Annotated in this window: 18 protein-coding genes and 1 riboswitch; of the genes, 9 read left to right on the plus strand and 9 right to left on the minus strand. The window is 60.6% G+C overall.

Translation table 11 applies throughout. From position 1 onward, the window contains the following. Positions 1-230: 230 nt before the first annotated feature. The 3 genes from guaB to guaA all read left to right on the plus strand — a co-directional run bounded on the left by guaB (position 231) and on the right by guaA (position 4,213). Entirely contained in the window at positions 231-1,691 is a 1,461-nt protein-coding gene (gene guaB / locus P0D84_RS07870) for an IMP dehydrogenase (RefSeq protein WP_408334461.1), read from the plus strand. Between the two features lie 6 nt (positions 1,692-1,697). Next, on the plus strand, positions 1,698-2,426 hold the full coding sequence (locus P0D84_RS07875; protein ID WP_408334464.1) for a hypothetical protein: 729 nt from the start codon (positions 1,698-1,700) through the stop codon (positions 2,424-2,426). 203 nt (positions 2,427-2,629) lie between these two features. Continuing rightward, positions 2,630-4,213, plus strand: coding sequence for a glutamine-hydrolyzing GMP synthase (guaA, locus tag P0D84_RS07880; protein ID WP_179732616.1), 1,584 nt, complete (start codon positions 2,630-2,632; stop codon positions 4,211-4,213). Here guaA and P0D84_RS07885 read toward each other — a convergent pair. From P0D84_RS07885 to P0D84_RS07920, 8 genes are all read right to left on the minus strand, one after another. Further along, positions 4,155-4,433: a hypothetical protein gene (locus P0D84_RS07885; RefSeq protein WP_408334468.1), complete on the minus strand. Its 279-nt coding sequence runs from the start codon at positions 4,431-4,433 to the stop codon at positions 4,155-4,157. The two genes, guaA and P0D84_RS07885, sit on opposite strands and share 59 nt — an antisense overlap. Positions 4,434-4,560: 127 nt before the next feature. After that, positions 4,561-4,800, minus strand: coding sequence for a hypothetical protein (locus P0D84_RS07890; protein WP_408334471.1), 240 nt, complete (start codon positions 4,798-4,800; stop codon positions 4,561-4,563). Positions 4,801-5,845: 1,045 nt separating this feature from the next. After that, positions 5,846-7,387 carry an amidohydrolase family protein gene (locus tag P0D84_RS07895; RefSeq protein ID WP_408334474.1) on the minus strand — a complete coding sequence of 514 codons (1,542 nt, stop codon included), beginning with the start codon at positions 7,385-7,387 and terminating at the stop codon, positions 5,846-5,848. 32 nt (positions 7,388-7,419) lie between these two features. Beyond that, positions 7,420-8,301, minus strand: coding sequence for a carbon-nitrogen hydrolase family protein (locus P0D84_RS07900; RefSeq protein ID WP_408334477.1), 882 nt, complete (start codon positions 8,299-8,301; stop codon positions 7,420-7,422). Beyond that, complete coding sequence (locus P0D84_RS07905) at positions 8,298-9,110, minus strand: ABC transporter ATP-binding protein (RefSeq protein ID WP_408334480.1); 813 nt, start codon at positions 9,108-9,110, stop codon at positions 8,298-8,300. Before P0D84_RS07905 ends, P0D84_RS07900 begins: the two co-directional genes overlap by 4 nt. A 1-nt stretch (position 9,111) precedes the next feature. After that, positions 9,112-10,011, minus strand: a complete 900-nt coding sequence (locus tag P0D84_RS07910; protein ID WP_408334483.1) for an ABC transporter permease — start codon at positions 10,009-10,011, stop codon at positions 9,112-9,114. Continuing rightward, complete coding sequence (locus P0D84_RS07915; RefSeq protein WP_408334485.1) at positions 10,008-11,069, minus strand: ABC transporter substrate-binding protein; 1,062 nt, start codon at positions 11,067-11,069, stop codon at positions 10,008-10,010. Before P0D84_RS07915 ends, P0D84_RS07910 begins: the two co-directional genes overlap by 4 nt. 10 nt (positions 11,070-11,079) lie before the next feature. Further along, on the minus strand, positions 11,080-11,997 hold the full coding sequence (locus P0D84_RS07920) for an ABC transporter substrate-binding protein (RefSeq protein WP_408334488.1): 918 nt from the start codon (positions 11,995-11,997) through the stop codon (positions 11,080-11,082). 477 nt (positions 11,998-12,474) lie between these two features. Between P0D84_RS07920 and P0D84_RS07925 the strand changes: the two genes are divergently transcribed. After that, a complete protein-coding gene (locus P0D84_RS07925) occupies positions 12,475-13,206 on the plus strand; it encodes a GntR family transcriptional regulator (protein ID WP_408334491.1) in 732 nt (243 codons plus the stop codon). Between the two features lie 12 nt (positions 13,207-13,218). Here the strand turns inward: P0D84_RS07925 and argE are convergent, their stop codons facing one another. After that, complete coding sequence (gene argE, locus P0D84_RS07930; protein ID WP_408334494.1) at positions 13,219-14,415, minus strand: acetylornithine deacetylase; 1,197 nt, start codon at positions 14,413-14,415, stop codon at positions 13,219-13,221. Positions 14,416-14,762: 347 nt separating this feature from the next. Between argE and P0D84_RS07935 the strand changes: the two genes are divergently transcribed. The 5 genes from P0D84_RS07935 (at position 14,763) to P0D84_RS07955 (ending at position 19,531) form a co-directional block, all read left to right on the plus strand. After that, entirely contained in the window at positions 14,763-16,301 is a 1,539-nt protein-coding gene (locus P0D84_RS07935) for a catalase (RefSeq protein WP_408334497.1), read from the plus strand. Between the two features lie 183 nt (positions 16,302-16,484). Continuing rightward, on the plus strand, positions 16,485-17,012 hold the full coding sequence (locus P0D84_RS07940) for an ankyrin repeat domain-containing protein (RefSeq protein ID WP_408334500.1): 528 nt from the start codon (positions 16,485-16,487) through the stop codon (positions 17,010-17,012). A 224-nt stretch (positions 17,013-17,236) separates the two neighbouring features. After that, positions 17,237-18,199, plus strand: a complete 963-nt coding sequence (locus tag P0D84_RS07945; protein WP_408334503.1) for a LysR family transcriptional regulator — start codon at positions 17,237-17,239, stop codon at positions 18,197-18,199. 30 nt (positions 18,200-18,229) lie between these two features. Next, entirely contained in the window at positions 18,230-18,394 is a 165-nt protein-coding gene (locus P0D84_RS07950; RefSeq protein WP_408334506.1) for a hypothetical protein, read from the plus strand. A 393-nt stretch (positions 18,395-18,787) separates the two neighbouring features. Beyond that, entirely contained in the window at positions 18,788-19,531 is a 744-nt protein-coding gene (locus P0D84_RS07955; RefSeq protein WP_408334509.1) for a c-type cytochrome, read from the plus strand. A 274-nt stretch (positions 19,532-19,805) separates the two neighbouring features. Beyond that, positions 19,806-19,987: riboswitch (yybP-ykoY riboswitch) on the plus strand. The last annotated feature ends 3 nt before the right edge of the window (positions 19,988-19,990 follow it).

Below are 19,990 nucleotides of genomic sequence, written 5' to 3' on the forward strand. Positions count from 1 at the left end.
GTTTCGCGGCGCGCGCGCGAGCGCAATTTCTTACCCGACGAGCCAGCTGGCGCCTCCGTGCACCCGAACGCGCAAACGAAACCCGATCGAACCCGAGGCGAACGTAGAAGCGAAATCGAAGGGCTCGAAGCCACGAAAAAAATCGCCTGAAATTCGCTAAGCTGCTGTTAGTGCAGTGAAAACCGGGGAGGTATCGCGTATAATTCGCTTTTGCGCCTATAGGATTTGCCATGCGTCTGATCCAAACAGCACTCACGTTCGATGACGTGCTCCTCGTCCCGGCCTTCTCCGATGTTCTGCCGCGCGACACCAGCCTCAAGACCCGGCTGACCCGCAACATTTCCCTGAATATGCCGCTCGTGTCCGCCGCCATGGACACCGTCACCGAAGCCCGTCTTGCGATCGCAATGGCGCAAATGGGTGGCGTGGGCATCATCCACAAGAATCTCACGCCGGCCGAACAGGCGCGTGAAGTGGCCAAGGTCAAGCGCTTCGAATCGGGCGTCGTGCGCGATCCGATCACGGTGCCGCCGCAAATGAAGGTGCGCGACGTCATCGCGCTGTCGCGCCAGCATGGTATTTCGGGCTTCCCGGTCGTCGAAGGCGCCCAGCTGATCGGTATCGTCACGAACCGCGACCTGCGTTTCGAAGAGCGTCTGGACGAGCCGGTGCGCAACATCATGACGCCGCGCGAGCGCCTCGTCACCGTCAAGGAAGGCACGCCGCTCGCGCAAGCCAAGGCGCTGATGCACAGCCACCGCCTCGAGCGCGTGCTGGTCATCAACGACGCATTCGAACTGCGCGGCCTGATGACGGTGAAAGACATCACCAAGCAAACCGAGCACCCGGACGCGTGCAAAGACGAACACGGCAAGCTGCGCGCAGGCGCGGCGGTCGGCGTGGGCGAAGACAACGAAGAACGCGTCGAGCTGCTGGTGCAGGCGGGCGTGGACGTGATCGTCGTCGACACCGCGCACGGCCACAGCAAGGGCGTGCTCGAGCGCGTCAAGTGGGTCAAGCATAAGTTCCCGCATGTCGAAGTGATCGGCGGCAACATCGCCACCGCCGCGGCGGCCAAGGCGCTCGTCGAATACGGCGCGGATGGCGTGAAGGTCGGTATCGGTCCCGGCTCGATCTGCACGACGCGGATCGTCGCGGGTGTCGGCGTGCCGCAGGTCACCGCGATCTCGAACGTGTCGGAAGCGCTGAAGGGCACGGGCGTGCCGGTCATCGCCGACGGCGGCGTGCGTTTCTCGGGCGACGTCAGCAAGGCGCTGGCCGCCGGCGCGAATTCCGTGATGATGGGCAGCATGTTCGCCGGCACCGAAGAAGCGCCGGGCGACGTGTTCCTGTTCCAGGGGCGCCAGTACAAGTCGTACCGTGGCATGGGTTCGGTCGGCGCGATGAAGGACGGCGCGGCAGACCGCTACTTCCAGGACAACTCCGCGAACATCGACAAGCTGGTGCCGGAAGGTATCGAAGGCCGCGTTGCCTACAAGGGCTCGGTCAACGCGATCCTGTTCCAGCTGATTGGCGGCGTGCGCGCCAGCATGGGCTACTGCGGCTGCCGCACGATCGCGGAGATGAACGACAAGGCCGAGTTCGTGCAGATCACGGGCGCGGGCTTGCGCGAGTCGCATGTGCATGATGTGCAAATCACCAAGGAAGCGCCCAACTACCACGTGGACTAAACGCCAATGAAGCCATTGCTGCGCGCTGTACTCATCCTCGATGCCATGCTGCTGCTTGCGTTCGGCCTGCTGTTTCTGCTGACGCCCTGGACTTCGTTGTACAACGCGCTGCTACTGGTGCAAACCCAGCCGGCTCTGGTCGGCCAGGGGTTTGGCGTGGCGCTGATCGGGCTCGCGTGGCTGGCTTTGCATGCGTCGCTCGACGGTTCGCTCACGTCGACGGTTGCCAAGGTCGTAGGCCATGTGAACTGGCTGACCGGCGTGCTAATGCTGGTCTGGCTGCTTGGCTTGCATACGCCGGCGCTGACCGGCTTCGGGCAAATCGTCGCGGTGCTGACCGGGGTGGTCTTGCTGGTCATCGGCCTGGGCGGTGTGCGCCTCTCGGGCGCGGTGCGGCGGCGCGAAAGGGTGCGGCTGGTTGAAGCCGCCGCCGCCGAGCGTGCTGAAAAGCAGGCTGCCAAAGATGCCGCGAAAGATGCTGCCAACCGGCGCGATGCCGGCCGGGTGACGGCGGGTTTTCCGGTCTATCACGCCGAGCCGGTGGTCGAGCCCGTTATGCCGGTCCCACGGCCCCTGGATCCTGTTGCGGCGGCGCCGCTTCATCCGGCGGTCGAGGAACCGGGCCTGACGGCGTCTGAACGCGCCGCACGGGCCGAGACTGCAGCCGCGCGCGACGAGGCCCGCAACTCGGCCGCGGACGCGCCCGGTGCCCCCCGGCCGCCGTTTCGTGGCTGAGGCGCCGAGCGCCAGAACGCCTGCCGAAGCTACCGGATTCCGTTCGTGCGCGCCGCAGGTCAATGCCTGCAGCGTCCGCTGGTCCAGCTCGCTTCATCGTTACGCAACATGTCCGATCGTCCCCACGGGGACCGCTTTGAATTCAACGCCGCGCTCCGTGCGCGGCATCCCGTATCCGTTCACTTTTGACTCCGTCCGCTGCCATGCATGACAAGATCCTGATCCTCGACTTCGGTTCGCAAGTCACCCAACTGATTGCACGTCGCGTTCGCGAAGCCAACGTGTATTCGGAAATTCATCCGTACGACGTCGATGCGTCGTTCATTCGCGATTTCGCGCCGAAGGGCGTGATCCTCTCCGGCGGCCCGAGCTCGGTCACCGAAACGGATACGCCGCGCGTGCCGCAAGCGGTGTTCGAACTCGGCGTGCCCGTGCTGGGCATTTGCTACGGCATGCAGGCGATGGCCGAGCAGCTCGGCGGCAAGGTCGATATCGGCCACCTGCGCGAGTTCGGTTATGCCGAAGTGCGTGCGCGCAACCATACGAGCCTGCTCGAAGGCATCAGCGACTTCACCACGCCGGAAGGTCACGGCATGCTGAAGGTGTGGATGAGCCACGGCGACAAGGTGCTGGAAATGCCCGAGGGCTTCCAGCTGATGGCATCGACGGAATCGTGTCCGATCGCGGCGATGGCCGACGAAAAGCGCCATTTCTACGGTCTGCAATGGCACCCGGAAGTCACGCACACCGTGCAAGGCCGCGCGATGCTCGAGCGCTTCGTGCTGAAGATCTGCGGCGCCCGGCCCGATTGGGAAATGGGCAATTACATCGACGAAGCCGTCGCGAAGATTCGCGAGCAGGTGGGTAACGAGCACGTGATCCTGGGCTTGTCGGGCGGCGTGGATTCGTCGGTGGCCGCGGCGCTGCTGCATCGCGCGATCGGCGATCAGCTGACCTGCGTGTTCGTCGATCATGGCCTCTTGCGTTTGAATGAAGCCGAGCAGGTGATGGCGACCTTCGCCGATCACCTCGGCGTGAAGGTGATTCACGTCGACGCGAGCGAGGTGTTCCTGTCGAAGCTGGCCGGTGTGACCGATCCGGAAGCGAAGCGCAAGATCATCGGCGCGGAATTCGTCGAAGTGTTCCAGACGGAAGCCAACAAGCTGACCGACGCGAAGTGGCTGGCGCAAGGCACGATCTATCCGGACGTGATCGAATCGGCCGGCAAGGGCAAGAAGGCCGCGCAGACCATCAAGAGCCACCACAACGTGGGCGGTTTGCCGGAGACGCTGAATCTGAAGCTGCTCGAGCCGCTGCGCGAACTGTTCAAGGACGAAGTGCGCGAACTCGGCGTGAAGCTCGGTTTGCCGCCGGCCATGGTGTATCGCCATCCGTTCCCGGGCCCGGGTCTGGGCGTGCGAATTCTCGGCGAAGTGCGCCGCGATTTCGCCGACCTGCTGCGTCGCGCGGATGCGATTTTCATCGAGACGCTGCGCACCTTCATCGACAAGGAAACCGGCAAGTCATGGTACGACCTGACGAGCCAGGCGTTCGCGGTGTTCCTGCCGGTGAAGAGCGTCGGCGTGATGGGCGACGGCCGCACCTATGAGTACGTCGTCGCGCTGCGCGCCGTGCAGACGCTGGACTTCATGACCGCGCATTGGGCGCATCTGCCGCATGAATTGCTGGGGCATGTGTCGAACCGGATCATCAATGAAGTGCGCGGAATTAACCGGGTGGTTTATGACATCTCGGGGAAACCGCCGGCGACGATTGAGTGGGAGTGATTCCGAGAAGATTCTCATTGATCCACGCGACCGCCCATTTGTTCGAGAACGCGATGGCTTCACCCTCATTGGCGAAATCTGGCAGGTTGATGGCCGCGAAGATCTCGGTCTGTTCACGGGTGGCGCAGTGGATCTGAAAAATCCGCGCTTGCGCAAAGAAGCGGCCGACGGAGAACGTGGGAATGCTGTCGACGCGCAAGCTATTGCTGGGGAGTCGCATGGTCGATCTCCATTGAACAAGCCGCCGTGGCTGTGGCTCCGTCTTTGCCACCAGCAATAGTCTGGAGTGCTCTAGTTAGGCCAACGGCAGCAGTCGTAGACGTCTGGCGCAGACCCGCGGGCCACACTCACGAGTTGATGAATTTGAAGGCGAGCACTGCCGAGGCGGCGTCCCGTTTGCCTCGGCTTTGCAGATCCTCTGCAAGCAGCTTCCGAAAGAGTGTTTCTTCCCATTGGCCGTACAGTTCGCGAAATTCGCCGAGAACTTCAGCGATAGCGCTGTGCCGCGTATCCGGACTCAGCGTGCTGCTGATGTATGAACAACCTCGTGCCAGTTCAAGCACGTAGGCTGCGCGAGCATTCGCCATGGCGGCGCCACCTGTTTTACCCCGCGGCATCAGGTCTCTCACATTTAATTACGTGCACATCTACTGCCGCGCTTATAGCTGGGGCCGAGTTGCAATCAGCAGCGCTTGATAGTGTGGCACTAATTTATCGGGGGATGCTGAAGGAAATCTTAAGAAGCGCTACCTCGTGACCTGAGACGGTAGTCGAGGCTCCCTACATGACGATACGGCGGTTTGCCGAACATTCGGGCTACGCCGAGAGTGCGATCCAGAGTTGGCGTACGCGGCCGCCATGAGTTGCCGTCAGACTCGCAGAGAATGCGCCCGACAGAGGCGAGATGAATAACCACAACGATGCGCCGATTGTGACTTTCGTCGGATGTAACGAAAAATGCGGGTCCTGTCGTTCAGCGGATCTAAGATGAAAGTACCGCCAATGCAAAGCGCGTACGGAGACGAAAATGAAAGTCCTCTTCAAAAGCTTCGCAGCTGCAGCGCTGCTGTCGACTTTTGCGGCGACTGGATCGGCGCAGAATACGGGTGCGGCCCGTGAGGCGGGAGCGAGTGCTGTAGGGACGGCCCACTCGGGGGCGTCTCAGAGTGGCGATCGACCACGCATGTCTGGCGCAACCCGTGCTTCCCATTCTGCGTCGGCGGCCTCCGGACGAGGCGACACAGCGGCTGATAACCGCGGTGTGAGCACGCCGACTGATCAAGGGATGACGCGCGGTGGACCTGAGAATCCGAGCGGACTGAAGAAACCCGATTGACTCGCGAGTGTGTTCAGGAACGGCTCACAGACTCCGATCGGAAAGCGATTGACGCGCCGTTCAGGAGCAGATGAGAAACAGGTCAGTTGGACGCCGCGAACCATGCGCGCATGCTTGCCGCTGGAGGGGCGCCGGTCTGCGGGACGATAGACCGTTATCCATCTGACAGCGCTCGAGTTGAGGCCGAACGCTTCCCGACAGGAAGCACAGCATCGCAGACCCTCTGGCAGACCGCCAGGAGGCGCAGGAAAACGGAGCGATCGTTTCCAGAAGAGCCCGCGTTGTCATTCGATCCATCAGTTCCGGGATGAAGGAGCGTAAAACGGCTGACGCGGCGGGGTTTCGCCGAAGTAGTCGGAGTAAAAGGCCTTTACATAGGGAAACACTGCCGCGCCCAGTTCCCGCTCCGCCTGCTTGCGCTCGTTGCGCGGCTTCGCGAGCGTCTGTTCGATCTCGTTGAGGATCGCATCGCGATCCACACGCGTGAACCGGCCATCCCGGTACACCACATCGCCGGCAATCATCACGGCATCGACGGCGTTCGTCTTGGCACGCTGCATGAGCGCATCCAGCATGGGAATGTTGTCATCCTGATACGGATACGTTGCAGTTTTCCAGTTCATCAACACCAGATCGGCCAGGCGTCCGATTTCCAGGCGACCAATCTGTGCGCCGAACGGGGTGGTTCGAGCGCCATCCTCAGTGGCCATTTTCAGTATCTGTGGGCAGGTCGGCACGTCGTCGTCCATTCCCGGCGTGCGGTGCACGCGCAGTGCGAGGCGCATCTCCTGCAACATGTCGCGGTCTTCGTTGATACCTGCTTCGTCGAGCCCCATGCCCACCGTCACACCGTATTTGGCAAACGCATTCAAGGGTGCCACGCCACTGCGCAAACGCAGATTCGAACTGCAGTTATGGCAGATGCAGGTGCCGGTATGCGCGACCATTTCGATGTCTGCTTCCGTCAGCCACACACCGTGGCCGAGGGTTAGCGACGGACCGAGCAGACCGAGATCGTTCAGATGCGCGACCGCCGTCTTGCCCGTCCGGCGGCGCGCGTATTCCTTCTGATAGGCGGTTTCGAGCAAATGCATATGCATCGGTACGCCAGCTTTGTCGGCGCGTTCCTTGATGGCAAGCAGTGTCTCATCGCTGCACCAGTGCAGGTTGGCAGGTGCAAGCTGAATCCGGGTCAGCGATTGGCCTTCGTTGTCCTGTGTGAGCATGTCGAACAACTGCAGATGGTCGGCCAGCGGGACCCGCTGCGCTTTCAGATGCGCGGCGAGCTTCACCCCGATGTCGGCCGGCAGGCGTTTGACGAAGTCTTCGTCGGCTTCATAGACAAGCAGATTCTGCTCACGCACGGCGAAGCTGTACGACGCGCGCATACCGATGTCCCGATACGCCTTCAGAACGCCCGAAGCGGCTTCATGTATCGACGACAGCGGACCAGGCCGCCAACCGTGGATGTGCTGCACCGTGGTAATGCCGGACGCAATCATTTCGAAGGCGGAGTACAGGGTATCGAGGTAAAGATCGATCTCGCGTGTACCCATCCGGCTTGCAAACCACAGTTCCAGCGCGTAGTCGGGAGAACCGTGTTGCAGCGGCGTCAGGCCGACGTGATGGTGACTGTTGACGAAGCCAGGCAGCAACACCGTATCGGGCGAGCCGAGACGCGGCGCGTTCGGATACTTGGCGATCAGCTGCTGCGCATCGCCGATCTCGACGATTACGCCGTCGCGTTGATACAGCGCGCCGTCGCGGATGACCTCTGCGGTGTGCCGGTCGGCGACACCCTTGACGATCCAGCCAGCGACAATCAATGTTTCGGACATGGTTGCTTTTACCTGAATAGAGAAGAGTAGTTTCAGAACGATGGTGTGCCGTATAGATCGACACGCCGATGATCGAAGTAACACAGCTTTTCGCGGGTCGCTGCGATCTCTGCATGCGCGAGCGTCGCGCTGACGATGCCAGCTCCTTCGTTGCCGGGCCGGCGGGCGAGTACCGCGCCGTCGGCGGCGATCACACACGACTCGCCATAGTTGTCGATGCGCACGCCATCGAGGAATTCGTCACCGATCTTGTTCGCGCAAACGACCGCCAGCCCATTTTCCCGCGCGTGCGTGCGCAGCTCCCCGACGAAGAAATCCATATCGTCGCCACCGCTGCCCGCGACGGGCACGATGACGAGATCGGCGCCCGCCGCACGCAACGCGCGCCAGCATTCTGGAAAGCGGCGGTCGTAGCAGACCAGCACGCCGATGCGCCACGCGCCTACCTGCACGACGTGCAGTGCGTCGCCAGGCGTGAAGTGCGCGGCTTCGTCGTAGCCGGGCGGCGGGTCGTCGCCGACAGGCAGGTGAAGCTTGCGCGCAACCGGACCGGCGCGCAGCGGATTGCCGTCGGCGTCGAAGCCGAGCACGGCGTTGTGATACCGGCCACTAGCCCGATCGATTTCGTAGAACGGGACGAACAGCGCGATGCCACGTGTCCTGGCCAGCGCGGCGCAGCGCGCGGCGAGGGGACCATCGGCGGGCTCCGCCCAGTCGCGATATTGCCCGCCCGGCGCGCTCGCGAAGTACGGCACCATCGAGAGTTCGGGCAAGACGATCAACTGGGCGCCGTCATCGGCGGCGGCGTGCACGGCGGCAAATGCCACGGCCTCGTTGCTGGCAAGGTCGTTCGTGCAGGGAGGCAATTGCAGGGCCGCGACCCGAAGTGTGCTCAGGGTTGCCAGCCGATTCATCGGACCCGCTCCTGCTCGGCGAAGGCGCGATCGACTTCATCGCGCATCAGGTCGGTCAGGTGCACGCTGAGATCGTGGAACGCCCGGCTGCGCGTGTCTCGCGGACGAGGAAGATCGACCGGAATGATGGTCTTGATGCGCCCCGGGCGTGCCGTAAACACGACAATGCGGTCGGCGAGCGCGATCGCTTCGTCGATGTGGTGAGTGACGAAGACCATCGACACATTGCTTCGTTGCCAGACCTGGATCAGGAAGTCCTGCATCTTCGCGCGCGTTTGCACGTCCAGCGCGGCGAACGGCTCGTCGAGCAGCAGTATCTCGGGTTTCAGCGCGAGTGCGCGTCCCACTGCTACACGCTGGCGCATGCCGCCCGAAAGTTGGTCGGGCCGTTTGTCGATGGCTTCGGACAAGCCGACACGCTCGAGAATTTCCTCTGCGATACGGCGCCTGTTTTCCTTGGGCATGTGCTGCATTTTCAGGCCGAAGGTGATGTTTTCTCCCACGCTCAGCCACGGGAAAAGCGAGGCGTCCTGGAAGACGAGTCCTCGGTCCGTGCCCGGTCCGCTCACCTCGGCGCCGCCGCACATGATGCGACCGCTGGATACCTGTTCCAGTCCTGAGATCAGATAGAGCAGGGTGCTTTTGCCACATCCGCTTGGACCGAGGAACACGACGAATTCGCGGCGCGCGATATCCAGGTCGATATCACGCAAGGCAACGAACGGTGCGCCGTCTGTCTGCCATGTTTTGCCGACGGCCTTGCAGGTGACGAGCGGCGGTTGCACGGAAGCTGATTTGTTCTGGCTCATATCATTTCCCCAAGCCGTTATTTGGCACCCAGAACAGCACCTTGCGCTGAACGATTCGCAGCGCAACGTCGAAGGCGAAGCCGATGACGCCGATCAGCGTCATCGTGAAGAACGACAGGCTCGAGTTGAAGGTATTGCGCGCGAGCATGACGACCTGACCGAGCCCGCTGCCGACGCCGGTCGCTTCCGCCACCAGGACTACCATCCACGCGCCGAACAGGTTCATGCGCAGCACCATGAAGAGCGACGGCAAAATGGCCGGCAGAATCACATGACGGAACGTCTGCGCGCGCGTCGCGCCCATCACGGCGGCGACGTTAAGGTGGGTACGGCTGACGTTGTCGATCTGGCTGATCGTCGAGACGGTCATGACAAAAAAAAGCGAGATGAACACCATGAATACAGCGGGCGCATTACCGATTCCGAACAGGAAGATCGCGACCGGCAGCCACGCGATTGGCGAAATGGGCGCCAGCAGCGTGATCGTCGGTAGGGTGAGGTTGCCGAACAACCGGAAGTAGCGGATCGCGACGCCCATCGCCACGCTGCAGACGAAGCCCAGCACCAGCCCGCTTAACACCCGCAACGTCGATGCAACGATGGTCATGGCGAGCGACTTCAGCGCTGTCGAGTTCGAAGCCTCGCCAATCACGTCAGTCGGAATGAAGTACTGCGCTTGCGACGCGAAGTTGCGCAGGAAGATATGCGGGGGCGGCAGCAGAAGCGGATCTGCCCAACCTGCCGCCCATGCCAGTTCCCATGCGCCAATGAAGCACGCCAGCGAGGCGACGCCCCAGCCAAGCGGCACGAGGCGCCGGACGAGGTTGGAGCGTGGCCGGCCGTTTGCTGCCGGGCGCACCACGTGCCGGTGCGCGAAGAGGGTCGTCGGATCGGCTTTCATGCGGATTTCAGCTTGAGCTGGCCGTAGAGATCGGCGTTTTCCTTGATCACCTCATTGAGCGGCCCCCAGTCGAACATGTCAGCGCCAGGCAGTCGCTTGATGTAGCGCAGGTCCTTCAGGTTCTGCGCCCGCTGCAGGATGAAATTCTGGTTGCTGCGCTGATCGATCATCGCCGGCTGCTTCGCGGCTGCGTCGAGCGTGGCGTCATAGCTCGTTTTGAAGTACTTGCCGACGGTGTCCTTGACGGCCGAGGCGCGGTCCAGTTCTTCCTGATGCTGCGCGACCATCATCGCCTTGATCAGCGCCTTCACCGCATCGCGGTTTTCGTGCAGGAGCTTGCTGCGTACCGCGAGAACGCAGTCGGAGTAGTTCGCGCCATATACATCCACACCGTTCGACAGCTGCACGGAGCCCGGCCTCGCCTTCAATGCCTGCGTCGCGTAGGGCTCGATGTGGCACATTGCATCGACGTTCCCGGCGATGAACGCCTGCGCCAGTTCCGGTGACGTGCCGAAGTAGCGCACCTTGACGTCGGCGAAACTCATGCCGGCCTTCTTCAGGTAATCGTAGGGGAGCATTTCGAGCGTGTCGGCCTGGAATGTGCCGATGGTCTTGCCGCGCAGTTGCGCCGCTGACGTGATGCCCGCCTGCGCGACGATCACGCAGCCCTGCACGCCCGAACCTGCGACGATCTTGATCGGTGCGCCGGCATCGAAGAGCGTCATGAAGTTGGTGTACGGAACCACGGAGACGTCCACCACGCCCGCGCCGAAGAGCGCCGCGATGTCCGCATTGGACGGGGTGGTGACGAAGTCGAGCGAGACGCCCTGCGCGAGATTGCGTTCCTTGACGAGAAAGAACGGACAATTGCAGAGACCCGTGCCGTGCGTCGCCTTGAGGGTCAGCGGGCCAGCCGCCATGGCCTGGGGAAGATAGGCGCCGCCCAACGCCGCGGCGCCGGCCAGACACGCACCGCGCATCAGGAATTCGCGTCGCGTACTGCCGAGTTCGGTCAAGGGGTAACCATTCGGGTCTTGCTGAACAAATTTCCTGAACATCGCGTGGTCCTTAGAGAGGTTGAACGGCAGATGGGGATGTGAAAGTTTCCGCACGCGACTGCGCGAGCGTTTGTTCCAGCAGGTCGAAGCTGAAAATCTCTCCGATCGAGCCTGAAATCTGCATTCGCCCGAGCGCTTCCAGCGATCGGGCACGGGCGAGAATGCACGCGCGAAGCGGGCGAATATCGATGCTCGGCGGCTGCGCCGCGATGCCGGCCAGCAGTTCGTCGAGCGTGAATTCGGGGTAGCGGTGCGCGCTGGCGCGCAGGGCTTCGCGGGGATGGTTCGTGATGGCGTCCTGCGCATCGAGCATCGCGCGTAAGGCCGCGCGGATGAGCTCAGGATGCGCGTCGAGAAAACTCTTGCGCGCGACGAGCAATGTGTCGGGATAGTCGCCGCCCCAGGCGTGCAAGCCGTCGCACAGTACCTCGAAGCCACTCAGCCGCAGGCGCGAAATCCAGGGCTCGATCAACGTCAGCGCCGCGAGGCGGCCGGCGATCAGATCGTCGACTGCCTCGGCGAGCGATGGGTACAGTACGCGTTCGATCTGTATGGAGTCCATGCCGTGTACTCGCAGTGCATCGTGTAGCAGGACTTCCATGGGATCGTCGGCGAAGGTTCCTACGCGCTGGCCGCGCAGATCGCTCATCGAAAGGCCCGGCTGCCCCATGAGCGCCATCCCGAGCTTGCCGCTGCCGCCGACAATGCGCAGCGGATCGGGCCGGGCATGGTCGACCAGCGGCTGTGTAAAGCCGGTGGTGCCGAGATCAGCCTCGCCGCTTCTCAGCAATGCGGCGGTGGAACTGAAATGTGCCAGCGGCGGTGCTTCAACCTGCAGGCCATGGCGCTCGAACAGGCCAGTATCGACCGCAACGAACAACGCTAGATTGGAAAGCGCACTGCCGTGCGCCAGGAGCAGTTTTTGCATGACGGGCCAAGGGGGCGTTGGGAATCGCGTCGGCAGACGGGCGCTGCTGGACGCGAGGGCTTGACCACGTTTAGCGAAGACCGTGCCAGCGGGCGTCGATATGTGCGTACTTTGGCGTATCGCTTTGTTTACAGGATGTTGTGAATATTGTTCTATTAAAATTTATAAAATTGTACACAATCCGAGATTGACCCATCATCGAAAGACGCACCACGATGTGGCCGTAAGGCCAATTTTGCACCTTCATGTCGCGCTCGGCACAGTGACTGGGCATCGCGCGTTCTAGCCTGTTTAGCTAGGATTTCAAGGAAAGACACGCGCAGTCGTACAGATTGCCCTCGCAATGCAAATACAATCTGGCGTGCAAATTGTGTGCAATATCAGCCATAATCTGTGTTGCGGCGAGGCTGCGCAGTCGGTGCATTCAACCGCGCACGTTGCCCTTGTCGTGATCAACTCATTACCCAGGACCCTTTCATGCCGACTGATAAGAAGAGGGCGAGGACAGCCGAAAACGAAGTGGCTGGCTCCTTCGACGGCGCGCATCGCCACGTCATTTACGAGCGCTTGATGAATGCGATTTCGGAGCATCGGCTGCAGCCCGGCACGAAGCTCGCCGAAGACCGGCTCGCCAGTATTTTCAATGTGAGCCGGACCACGGTGCGCTCGGTGTTGCAGCAACTGTCGCACGAACTTGTCGTGACGATCGTGCCGAATCGCGGCGCCTTTGTTGCGAGCCCGACGGTGGAGGAGGCGCGCGAGTTGTTCGAGGCGCGGCGTCAGATCGAATTGCCGATCATCGAAAAGGTGTGCCGTTGCGCCACGAAGAAGGACCTGGCGCGTTTGCGCGCGCATGTGGCACAGGAAGACGAGGCCCGTAAGCGTGATGACCGGCGCACCACGGTACGGCTCTCAGGCGAATTCCACGTGATGCTCGCGCAGGTGTCGGGTAACCGCTTCATTGAGCGGACCATGCGCGGATTGCAAATGCTTACGTGCCTGACGATCCTGCTCTATAACACGCCTACTGCGCAGGCGTGTCTGCACGACGAACACGCGCGGTTGATCGACGCGGTGGAAGCGGGCAACGTGAAGCTGGCACAAAAAATCATGGACGAGCATCTCGAGCATATCCAGGCGACCTTGCGGTTGCAGGGCCCGGAGGAAGAGAGCGACGAGCTGGAGGCGATCCTCGTTCATGGCCTGTGATGGCGATGCGATTCAGGGTGCCGTGAGCGTGTCGAGTACGCGCCGCAAAAACTGGTCGCATTCGGCCAGCTGCGAAAGTTCGACGGATTCGTCGGCCTTATGCGCATCGTCGATGCTGCCCGGGCCGCAAATGACGGTGGGAATTCCCGCTTGCGAGAACAGGCCGGCTTCGGTGCCGTAAGTCACCTTGCGTGTTTCGAAGTCATTGCACAACGTGCGTACCAGTCGAGTAATGGCCGCCTGTTCAGCGCTGTCGAGCGACAGCGTGGTGCCGACCTTTTCAAATGAGATCGCCGCGGCATCGGAGACTTCACGCATCTGTGGCTCGAGTTCCTCGCGGGCATAGCGGGCAATCTTTTCAAAGAACAGTTCCGGATCTTCGGCGGGCAGATTGCGGTATTCGAAGAAGAATTCGCAATCGTCCGGAATCGTGTTGATCGCGTTACCGCCCTTGATCAGGCCGGTTTGCGCCGTTGCATACGGTACGTCGAAGGCGCGATCGAACGGGCCGTTGCGACGCAGGGCATCGGCGGTATCGCGGATCCGGCAGATCAGGCGCGCGGCATATTCGATCGCGTTGACGCCGCTCGGCGTACGCGACGAATGGGCCGCCACGCCCCTCACGCAGCACCGGTAGGCATTGTTGCCCTTGTGGGCGACGACGGGCCGCATTCTGGTCGGTTCGCCGACGATGCAGCCAGCCGGCTTGATGCCGCGTTCCTCAAGTTCAGCCAGAAGCAGGGGCGCACCGAGACAGCCGACCTCCTCGTCGAAAGAGAAGGCGAAATGGACAGGCTCGCGTAGCCGGTACTTCTGGATGTCGGGCAACAGGCCGAGCGTTACTCCGATAAACCCTTTCATGTCGCACGAGCCGCGGCCGTAGAGTCGATCGCCGCGGATGACCGGATCGAAGGGATCACTTGACCAGTTCTGGCCGGTTACGGGAACGACATCGGTATGTCCGGACAGCACGACGCCCCCATTCGTCTCCCCGTTAAAGGACGGTAGTGTCGCGAACAGATTTGCTTTTTGCCTGGCCCGGTCATAGACCAGCAGCGTTTCTATGTGATGGGCTCGAAGGCGGTCCCGGATCGCTTCGATCAGGCCGAGATTCGAACGGCTGCTCGTCGTATCGTAGCGGATCAGCTCCTCCGTCAACGCGAGATAGGCGGGGCGTTCGTTAGTGTCCAGTGTTGGCTTGTCAAACATCACTTGTGCCGTCGGGCCCTCGGAAAGACATCGAATGATTGTACGCGGACGAAATTCACAACGTGTATGTCAATGACGTTCCCCCGAGTTTCTTCTCTCCCGGCAAATGTCAGAACCCGGGCTAACCGTTTCCTTACCATTGGCATACTGCCGCCGTGCGGTCGCACGAGTTCCCGGGACGGTTCAGTTCGTTGCACTGATATCCGCAAGATCTGTCACACACGCGCATTCCCAAGGCATGACTATCGCGTGCATTAGGAATGGCGATTGGACCGCTCAAAGGCATCGACATAGCATGCAATCCCGATTAGCGATGTCTTGAGTAGTAACTGATGCCAGGAAACAATATGCAACTTGCAACTAAAGCCTTTAAAAAAACGCTTCTGTCCGTTGTCTTGAGCGCCACGATGTTGCCGCCTGTCTTTGCAGCCGACATGACCCGCGACAATGGATCTCCCGTTGGAGACAATCAGAATTCGGAAACGGCGGGTCCTGAAGGTCCCGTGCTATTGCAGGATTCGCATCTGATCGAAAAGCTGCAGCGTTTTGATCGCGAGCGTATTCCGGAACGTGTCGTGCATGCGCGAGGCACAGGCGCCTTCGGCGAATTCGTTCCAAGCGCCGATATATCCGACCTGACAAAAGCGCAGGTTTTCTCGCCGGGCAGTAAAACGCCAGTATTCGTGCGGTTCTCAACGGTGATGGGCTACCGCGGATCTCCTGAACAAGCGCGCGATCCCCGCGGTTTCGCGATCAAGTTCTACACCGGGCAAGGCAATTGGGACATGGTCGGCATTAACTGGCCGATGTTCTTCATCCGCGACGCGATCAAGTTCCCTGACTTCGTCCACGCTAACAAACCCAGCGCGGTCACGGGGGTCCAGGACGCCAATCTGGCCTTTGATTTCTTTGCGCATTCGCCCGAGGCGACGAATATGCTCACGCATCTTTATAGCGACGACGGCATGCCCGATTCTTACAGGCACATGGACGGATTTGGCGTGCATGCTTTCAAGTTCGTGAATGCGAAGGGCGAGGTGCACTACGTCAAGTTCCACTGGGTCAGCGATCAGGGCAAGAAGGATTTGCGTCCCGGCGAAATCGCCGCATCTATTGGCTCGGACTGGAACCTGATGACCAACGATCTCTACGGCGCGATCCGTAAGGGCGATTTCCCGAAGTGGGATCTGTATATCCAGGTTCTTAAGCCGTCGGATCTGAACAAGTTCTCTTACGATGCGCTTGACGACACCAAGGAATGGCTCGGCGTACCTGAGCGCAAGGTCGGCACGATGACGCTGAACCGCGTGCCCGACAACTACTTCGAGTCCACCGAAGAGTCCGCGTTCGCGCCGTCCCGACTGGTTCCTGGCATTGAACCGTCGGAAGACCGGATGCTCCAGGGTCGTCTGTTTGCATACGCCGATACGCAAATGTACCGGTTGGGTGCGAATTTCAATTCGCTTCCGATCAACCGGCCGCTGGTTGAAGTCCACAACAACAATCAGGACGGGAAAATGAACGCGAGCGGTCGTACCGGCGAGGTCAACTATGAGCCGTCGGGGATTAGCGAGCTGAGCCAGGACCCGAAATACAAGTACGTGCAGACGCCATTGTCCGGAACAACGCAACAGATCGCCATTCACAAGAAGCAGAACTTCCGGCAAGCGGGTCAGTATTTCGAAAGTCTTACCGACCAAGGCAAGGGCGATCTCGTCACTGCGCTGTCCGGCGACCTGAGCCATGTCACGAATGAAGACAACAAGTACACGATGCTGTCTTACTTCAACAAGGCCGATCCCGACCTGGGTGCTCGCCTGATTCGGGCGTTGAACGCGGACGGCTCGAAGGTGAAGGCCTTGTCGGCGAAGCTGTCCGATGAGTGATTTCAGGCGCACTTGATACGCCTTTAGTCGCCACTGTAACAAGAGGCACGCCGTTCATCCGGCGTGCCTCGTCTCACGGAAGTACCTTGTATGAAGCAGCGTAGAAACTTTGGTTTTGCATGGGCTTCCATCGCTGGCGTGGCTGCATGTGCCATGTTGTTGGCCGGATGCGCATCGGAAGTCATGCCTGTCCCGCAACCGGGAGCGAACCAGCGCGTCGAAGCGCATCAATACGACCGCGAATGGTTTAACGCTGCACGAGAAGGACGATGGGACATTCTCGATGCTTTGCTCAAGGCGGGTTATCCCATCGAAAGCGCCAATTCGAGCGGCTACACAGCGCTGATTCTTGCCGCCTACGACAATCATCCTGATACGGTCGACAAGCTGATGGCCGCCGGCGCGAATGCGTGCGCAGCAGACCATAATGGCAATACAGCTTTGATGGGCGTCATCTACAAAGGTCAGCTCGACATAGCAAGGACGCTCTTGCAAACGCACTGCGACGTTAACGCAACCAATAATGCGGGCGAAACCGCACTTGCTTTCGCCGCGCTGTTTGGACGCTTTAGCCTGTTCGATGACCTGATCGCACATGGCGCGGATCCGGATCATGAGGACGCACGGGGAAACACTGCGCTTGCGACGGTTCGAGCGCAAGGCAATACGGCGGCAATGGCAGCACTTAGGAAAGTGGGTGCGACGCACTGATTTCACTGAGAGGAATCAATCTGGAGTGCGCGTGGTAGCGGCTTGTCGTCAAGATAACAAAACCGTAATCCTGGGGTAAGAGTCAGGTCAAGGTGCGCCTATAACAATAGGATCCGTTGAACGAGTTCGGCAGAGCAGCCGGACAAGTGGTCTCGTTCTTTCGCCTGCCCATGTCTCCCGCACGGAGTCGTCGTGAAAATCCCTGACTGCCGCAGGACGACGCCATGAATCAATTAGCCGCAATTCGTATATTCGCCAAGGTCGCCGAGTGTTTGAACTTCGCGGAAGCTGCCAAACAGCTTGGTATCTCAAACTCGGTGGTTACGCGCAGCGTGGCAGTACTTGAGCAACACCTCAGTGTTCGGCTGGTTAACAGGACTACACGCCGCGTATCACTTACGACTGCGGGCCAATTGTACTCGGAGCATTGCGGAGAATTGCTAAGCCATCTCTGCGCGATGGACGAGTGCATGGCAATAGCCGCGGGCCCCTCTGGAGGATCTCTACGCATTGCGTCGTGTTCTTCTTATGCCACTACCGATTTGCTGGAGGTACTAGCGGCTTATCGGCTGCAAGACCCACGCATGCAGTTCGAATTGACGGTATTCGATGACATGGCAGATGTCACCGTGGCGAATTTCGACATTTGCTTCAGCATAGAGCGCCACTTGCGCGATCCGTCGCTGGTGTGCCGTCCGCTCGTGCAGACACAGGATGTGATTGTCGCGAGCCCCGCGTACCTGTCTCGTCGAAGCCCACCGCGAACACCATTGGAGCTCTCTTCGCATGATGTACTCGTGACATCGGACGCCCCTGGCCGTTACTGGGAGTTCCGCGGCAAACACGGCACCCAGCGCGTGGTGATGCGACCTATCCTGAACATGCAGAGTCCGCTTCTGGTGAAGCGCGCGGTGCAGGCTGGCCTCGGTATAGCGCGCCTGTCAAAGCCGCTCGTTCAAAGCGAGTTGTCGGATGGCACATTACGGCCGCTGCTGACGCATGTCGAATTGTGCGGCAATGAGCGGACCGTATGGATTCTTTACTCGGGACAATCGCATATGGCGCTGCCACGCAGAAGGTTTGTCGACTTCGTTGTCGAACGTTACCGTCAAAGTGCGACGGAAGACGAGAATGAGACCGCAGTCCCTATGGGATTGACCGGGTCTGCATTAGCCAGTTTTCTTTAGCTCAAGCACGTATCCGGCACGTGTCACCGTATGAATCAGTTTGACGCAGAATTGACATCCCACACGTTCGCACGCGCCGTCGTGGCCCTGAAGCGCCATCTGCTGCGCGACGCCCTCGACCGCAAACAACGCGGCGAACGTTTTGCGCCATGGCATCGCTTCACTGCGGTCACTCAAGTTCCGTCCGCTTTCTGAGCAGATGTGCTTCCTTTGCGCTACTGCGCTGCCGGCACTTCAACGTGACAACGCTCTTCGCACCACTCGTACCATCCTAAATTCCAGGCAAACTTCAGGTTTCGCTCTTGAGTTGTCTGTGCACTTTACAAAGAAGTCCTTCGAGGCGAAATGAAAGTGTCGACTCGATTTATCGCGGGAGAAGAGGGCCGGCTGGATAACCGTTACGTTGCGGTCCGATTACAGTTTTGTCATCGGACATACTCACCGATCGTCTTTATCGAGGCTCAAATCCTTACGCATGCTCAATCCCTGAGACTTCATAGCGATCTTCAATGAGCGTTATCGATAGAACCAAATTCACCCGCCGGTTGACCATCGACACACTGATGCAAACCTCAAGTGGAAGATCAGATGCTCGACATCATCAAGCGATTCAATGTACGCAATTCGGACAACAGGACTCGCGCAGAGCATGGGCGGCACGAGAAGGTGGGTTCATATCTTCGACACGTCCTTTCGCGCGGCGCGCAAGTAGGTTTGGTGGCGTCGCTTGGCGCGTTCGCGAGCCTATGCTTCGCCCAGAGTCAGGCTGCGACCGCAAGTACAAACAACGTTGCGCAGGGTCCGTCGATTGCGACATGTGTAGCATGCCATGGTGCGCTGGGTGCCGGAAGTGAAATGGGCATGCCGCGGCTGGCAGGCAGGAATCCGGAGTACCTTGCACACGCGCTGTCGATGTTCAAGGCCGGCACGCGTGTCAGCCCTCAGATGCAGGCGGTCGCTCAGAACCTGTCGGACAGCGACATGCGAGCTCTCGCGGTCTTCTTCTCGAACCAGCATCCGCCGCTTGTGAAAGCTTCACAGCCGCCAGCGCCGGAGCTCGTCGCGGCCGGCAAGCAACTTGCCGAAGTGGGAGCGGGCACGAGCGTACTGGCATGTTTCAGTTGCCACGCCGCGGGCGGCAAGGGCGATGGCGCGCGCTTCCCCACTATCGCAGGCGAGCCCGCCGCTTTTACCGTCGCCCGGCTGCACGAATTCCAGGCGCGCGCAAAAGCCTCACCTCCGAAAGCTGGAACAATGACGGCGGTAGCGGCTACGCTGAATGACACGCAGATCGAGCAGGTCGCCGCTTATCTGTCCGTTACCGGGCCCTGAATATCTGGAGCACGGAGCACGGAGCACGGAGCACGGAGCACGCGACTGGCACTGGCTTGTACAAACGGGTTCGGGACAAGCTGCTCCGGGCGGCTAGCCGGCGAACAGAGAAATGCCAACGGGGCCTTGACCTGACCGGGACGCCCTTCGCGGCGAAACAAAGCCGGTCTCCCCCAATGCCAGCCGGTGACCGCTCCGAATGGAATATCTGCTGAACGCCACGAGCTTCCGGCGTGATGACTTGCCTCTCGTAACACACGGCGCGATAGAATCGCGCCTGCTCATTGGGGAGTAGCCGCCTCGAACGCGATGTTCGAAGGCGCACGTCAACATACTTGGCGAGTCGAGAGACCCGCTATGGCGTGCGCAGCTAAGTGCCTGGCAAGACCGATGACACGCATTCCGACCGGACCGGGTCGCCGGAATGCGCGTCATTGCGTTCTTTCAGCGCGGCTCGGG

It is taken from the genome of Paraburkholderia sp. RL17-337-BIB-A, assembly GCF_046025895.1.
GTDB classification, from domain to species: Bacteria; Pseudomonadota; Gammaproteobacteria; order Burkholderiales; family Burkholderiaceae; genus Paraburkholderia; species Paraburkholderia fungorum_C.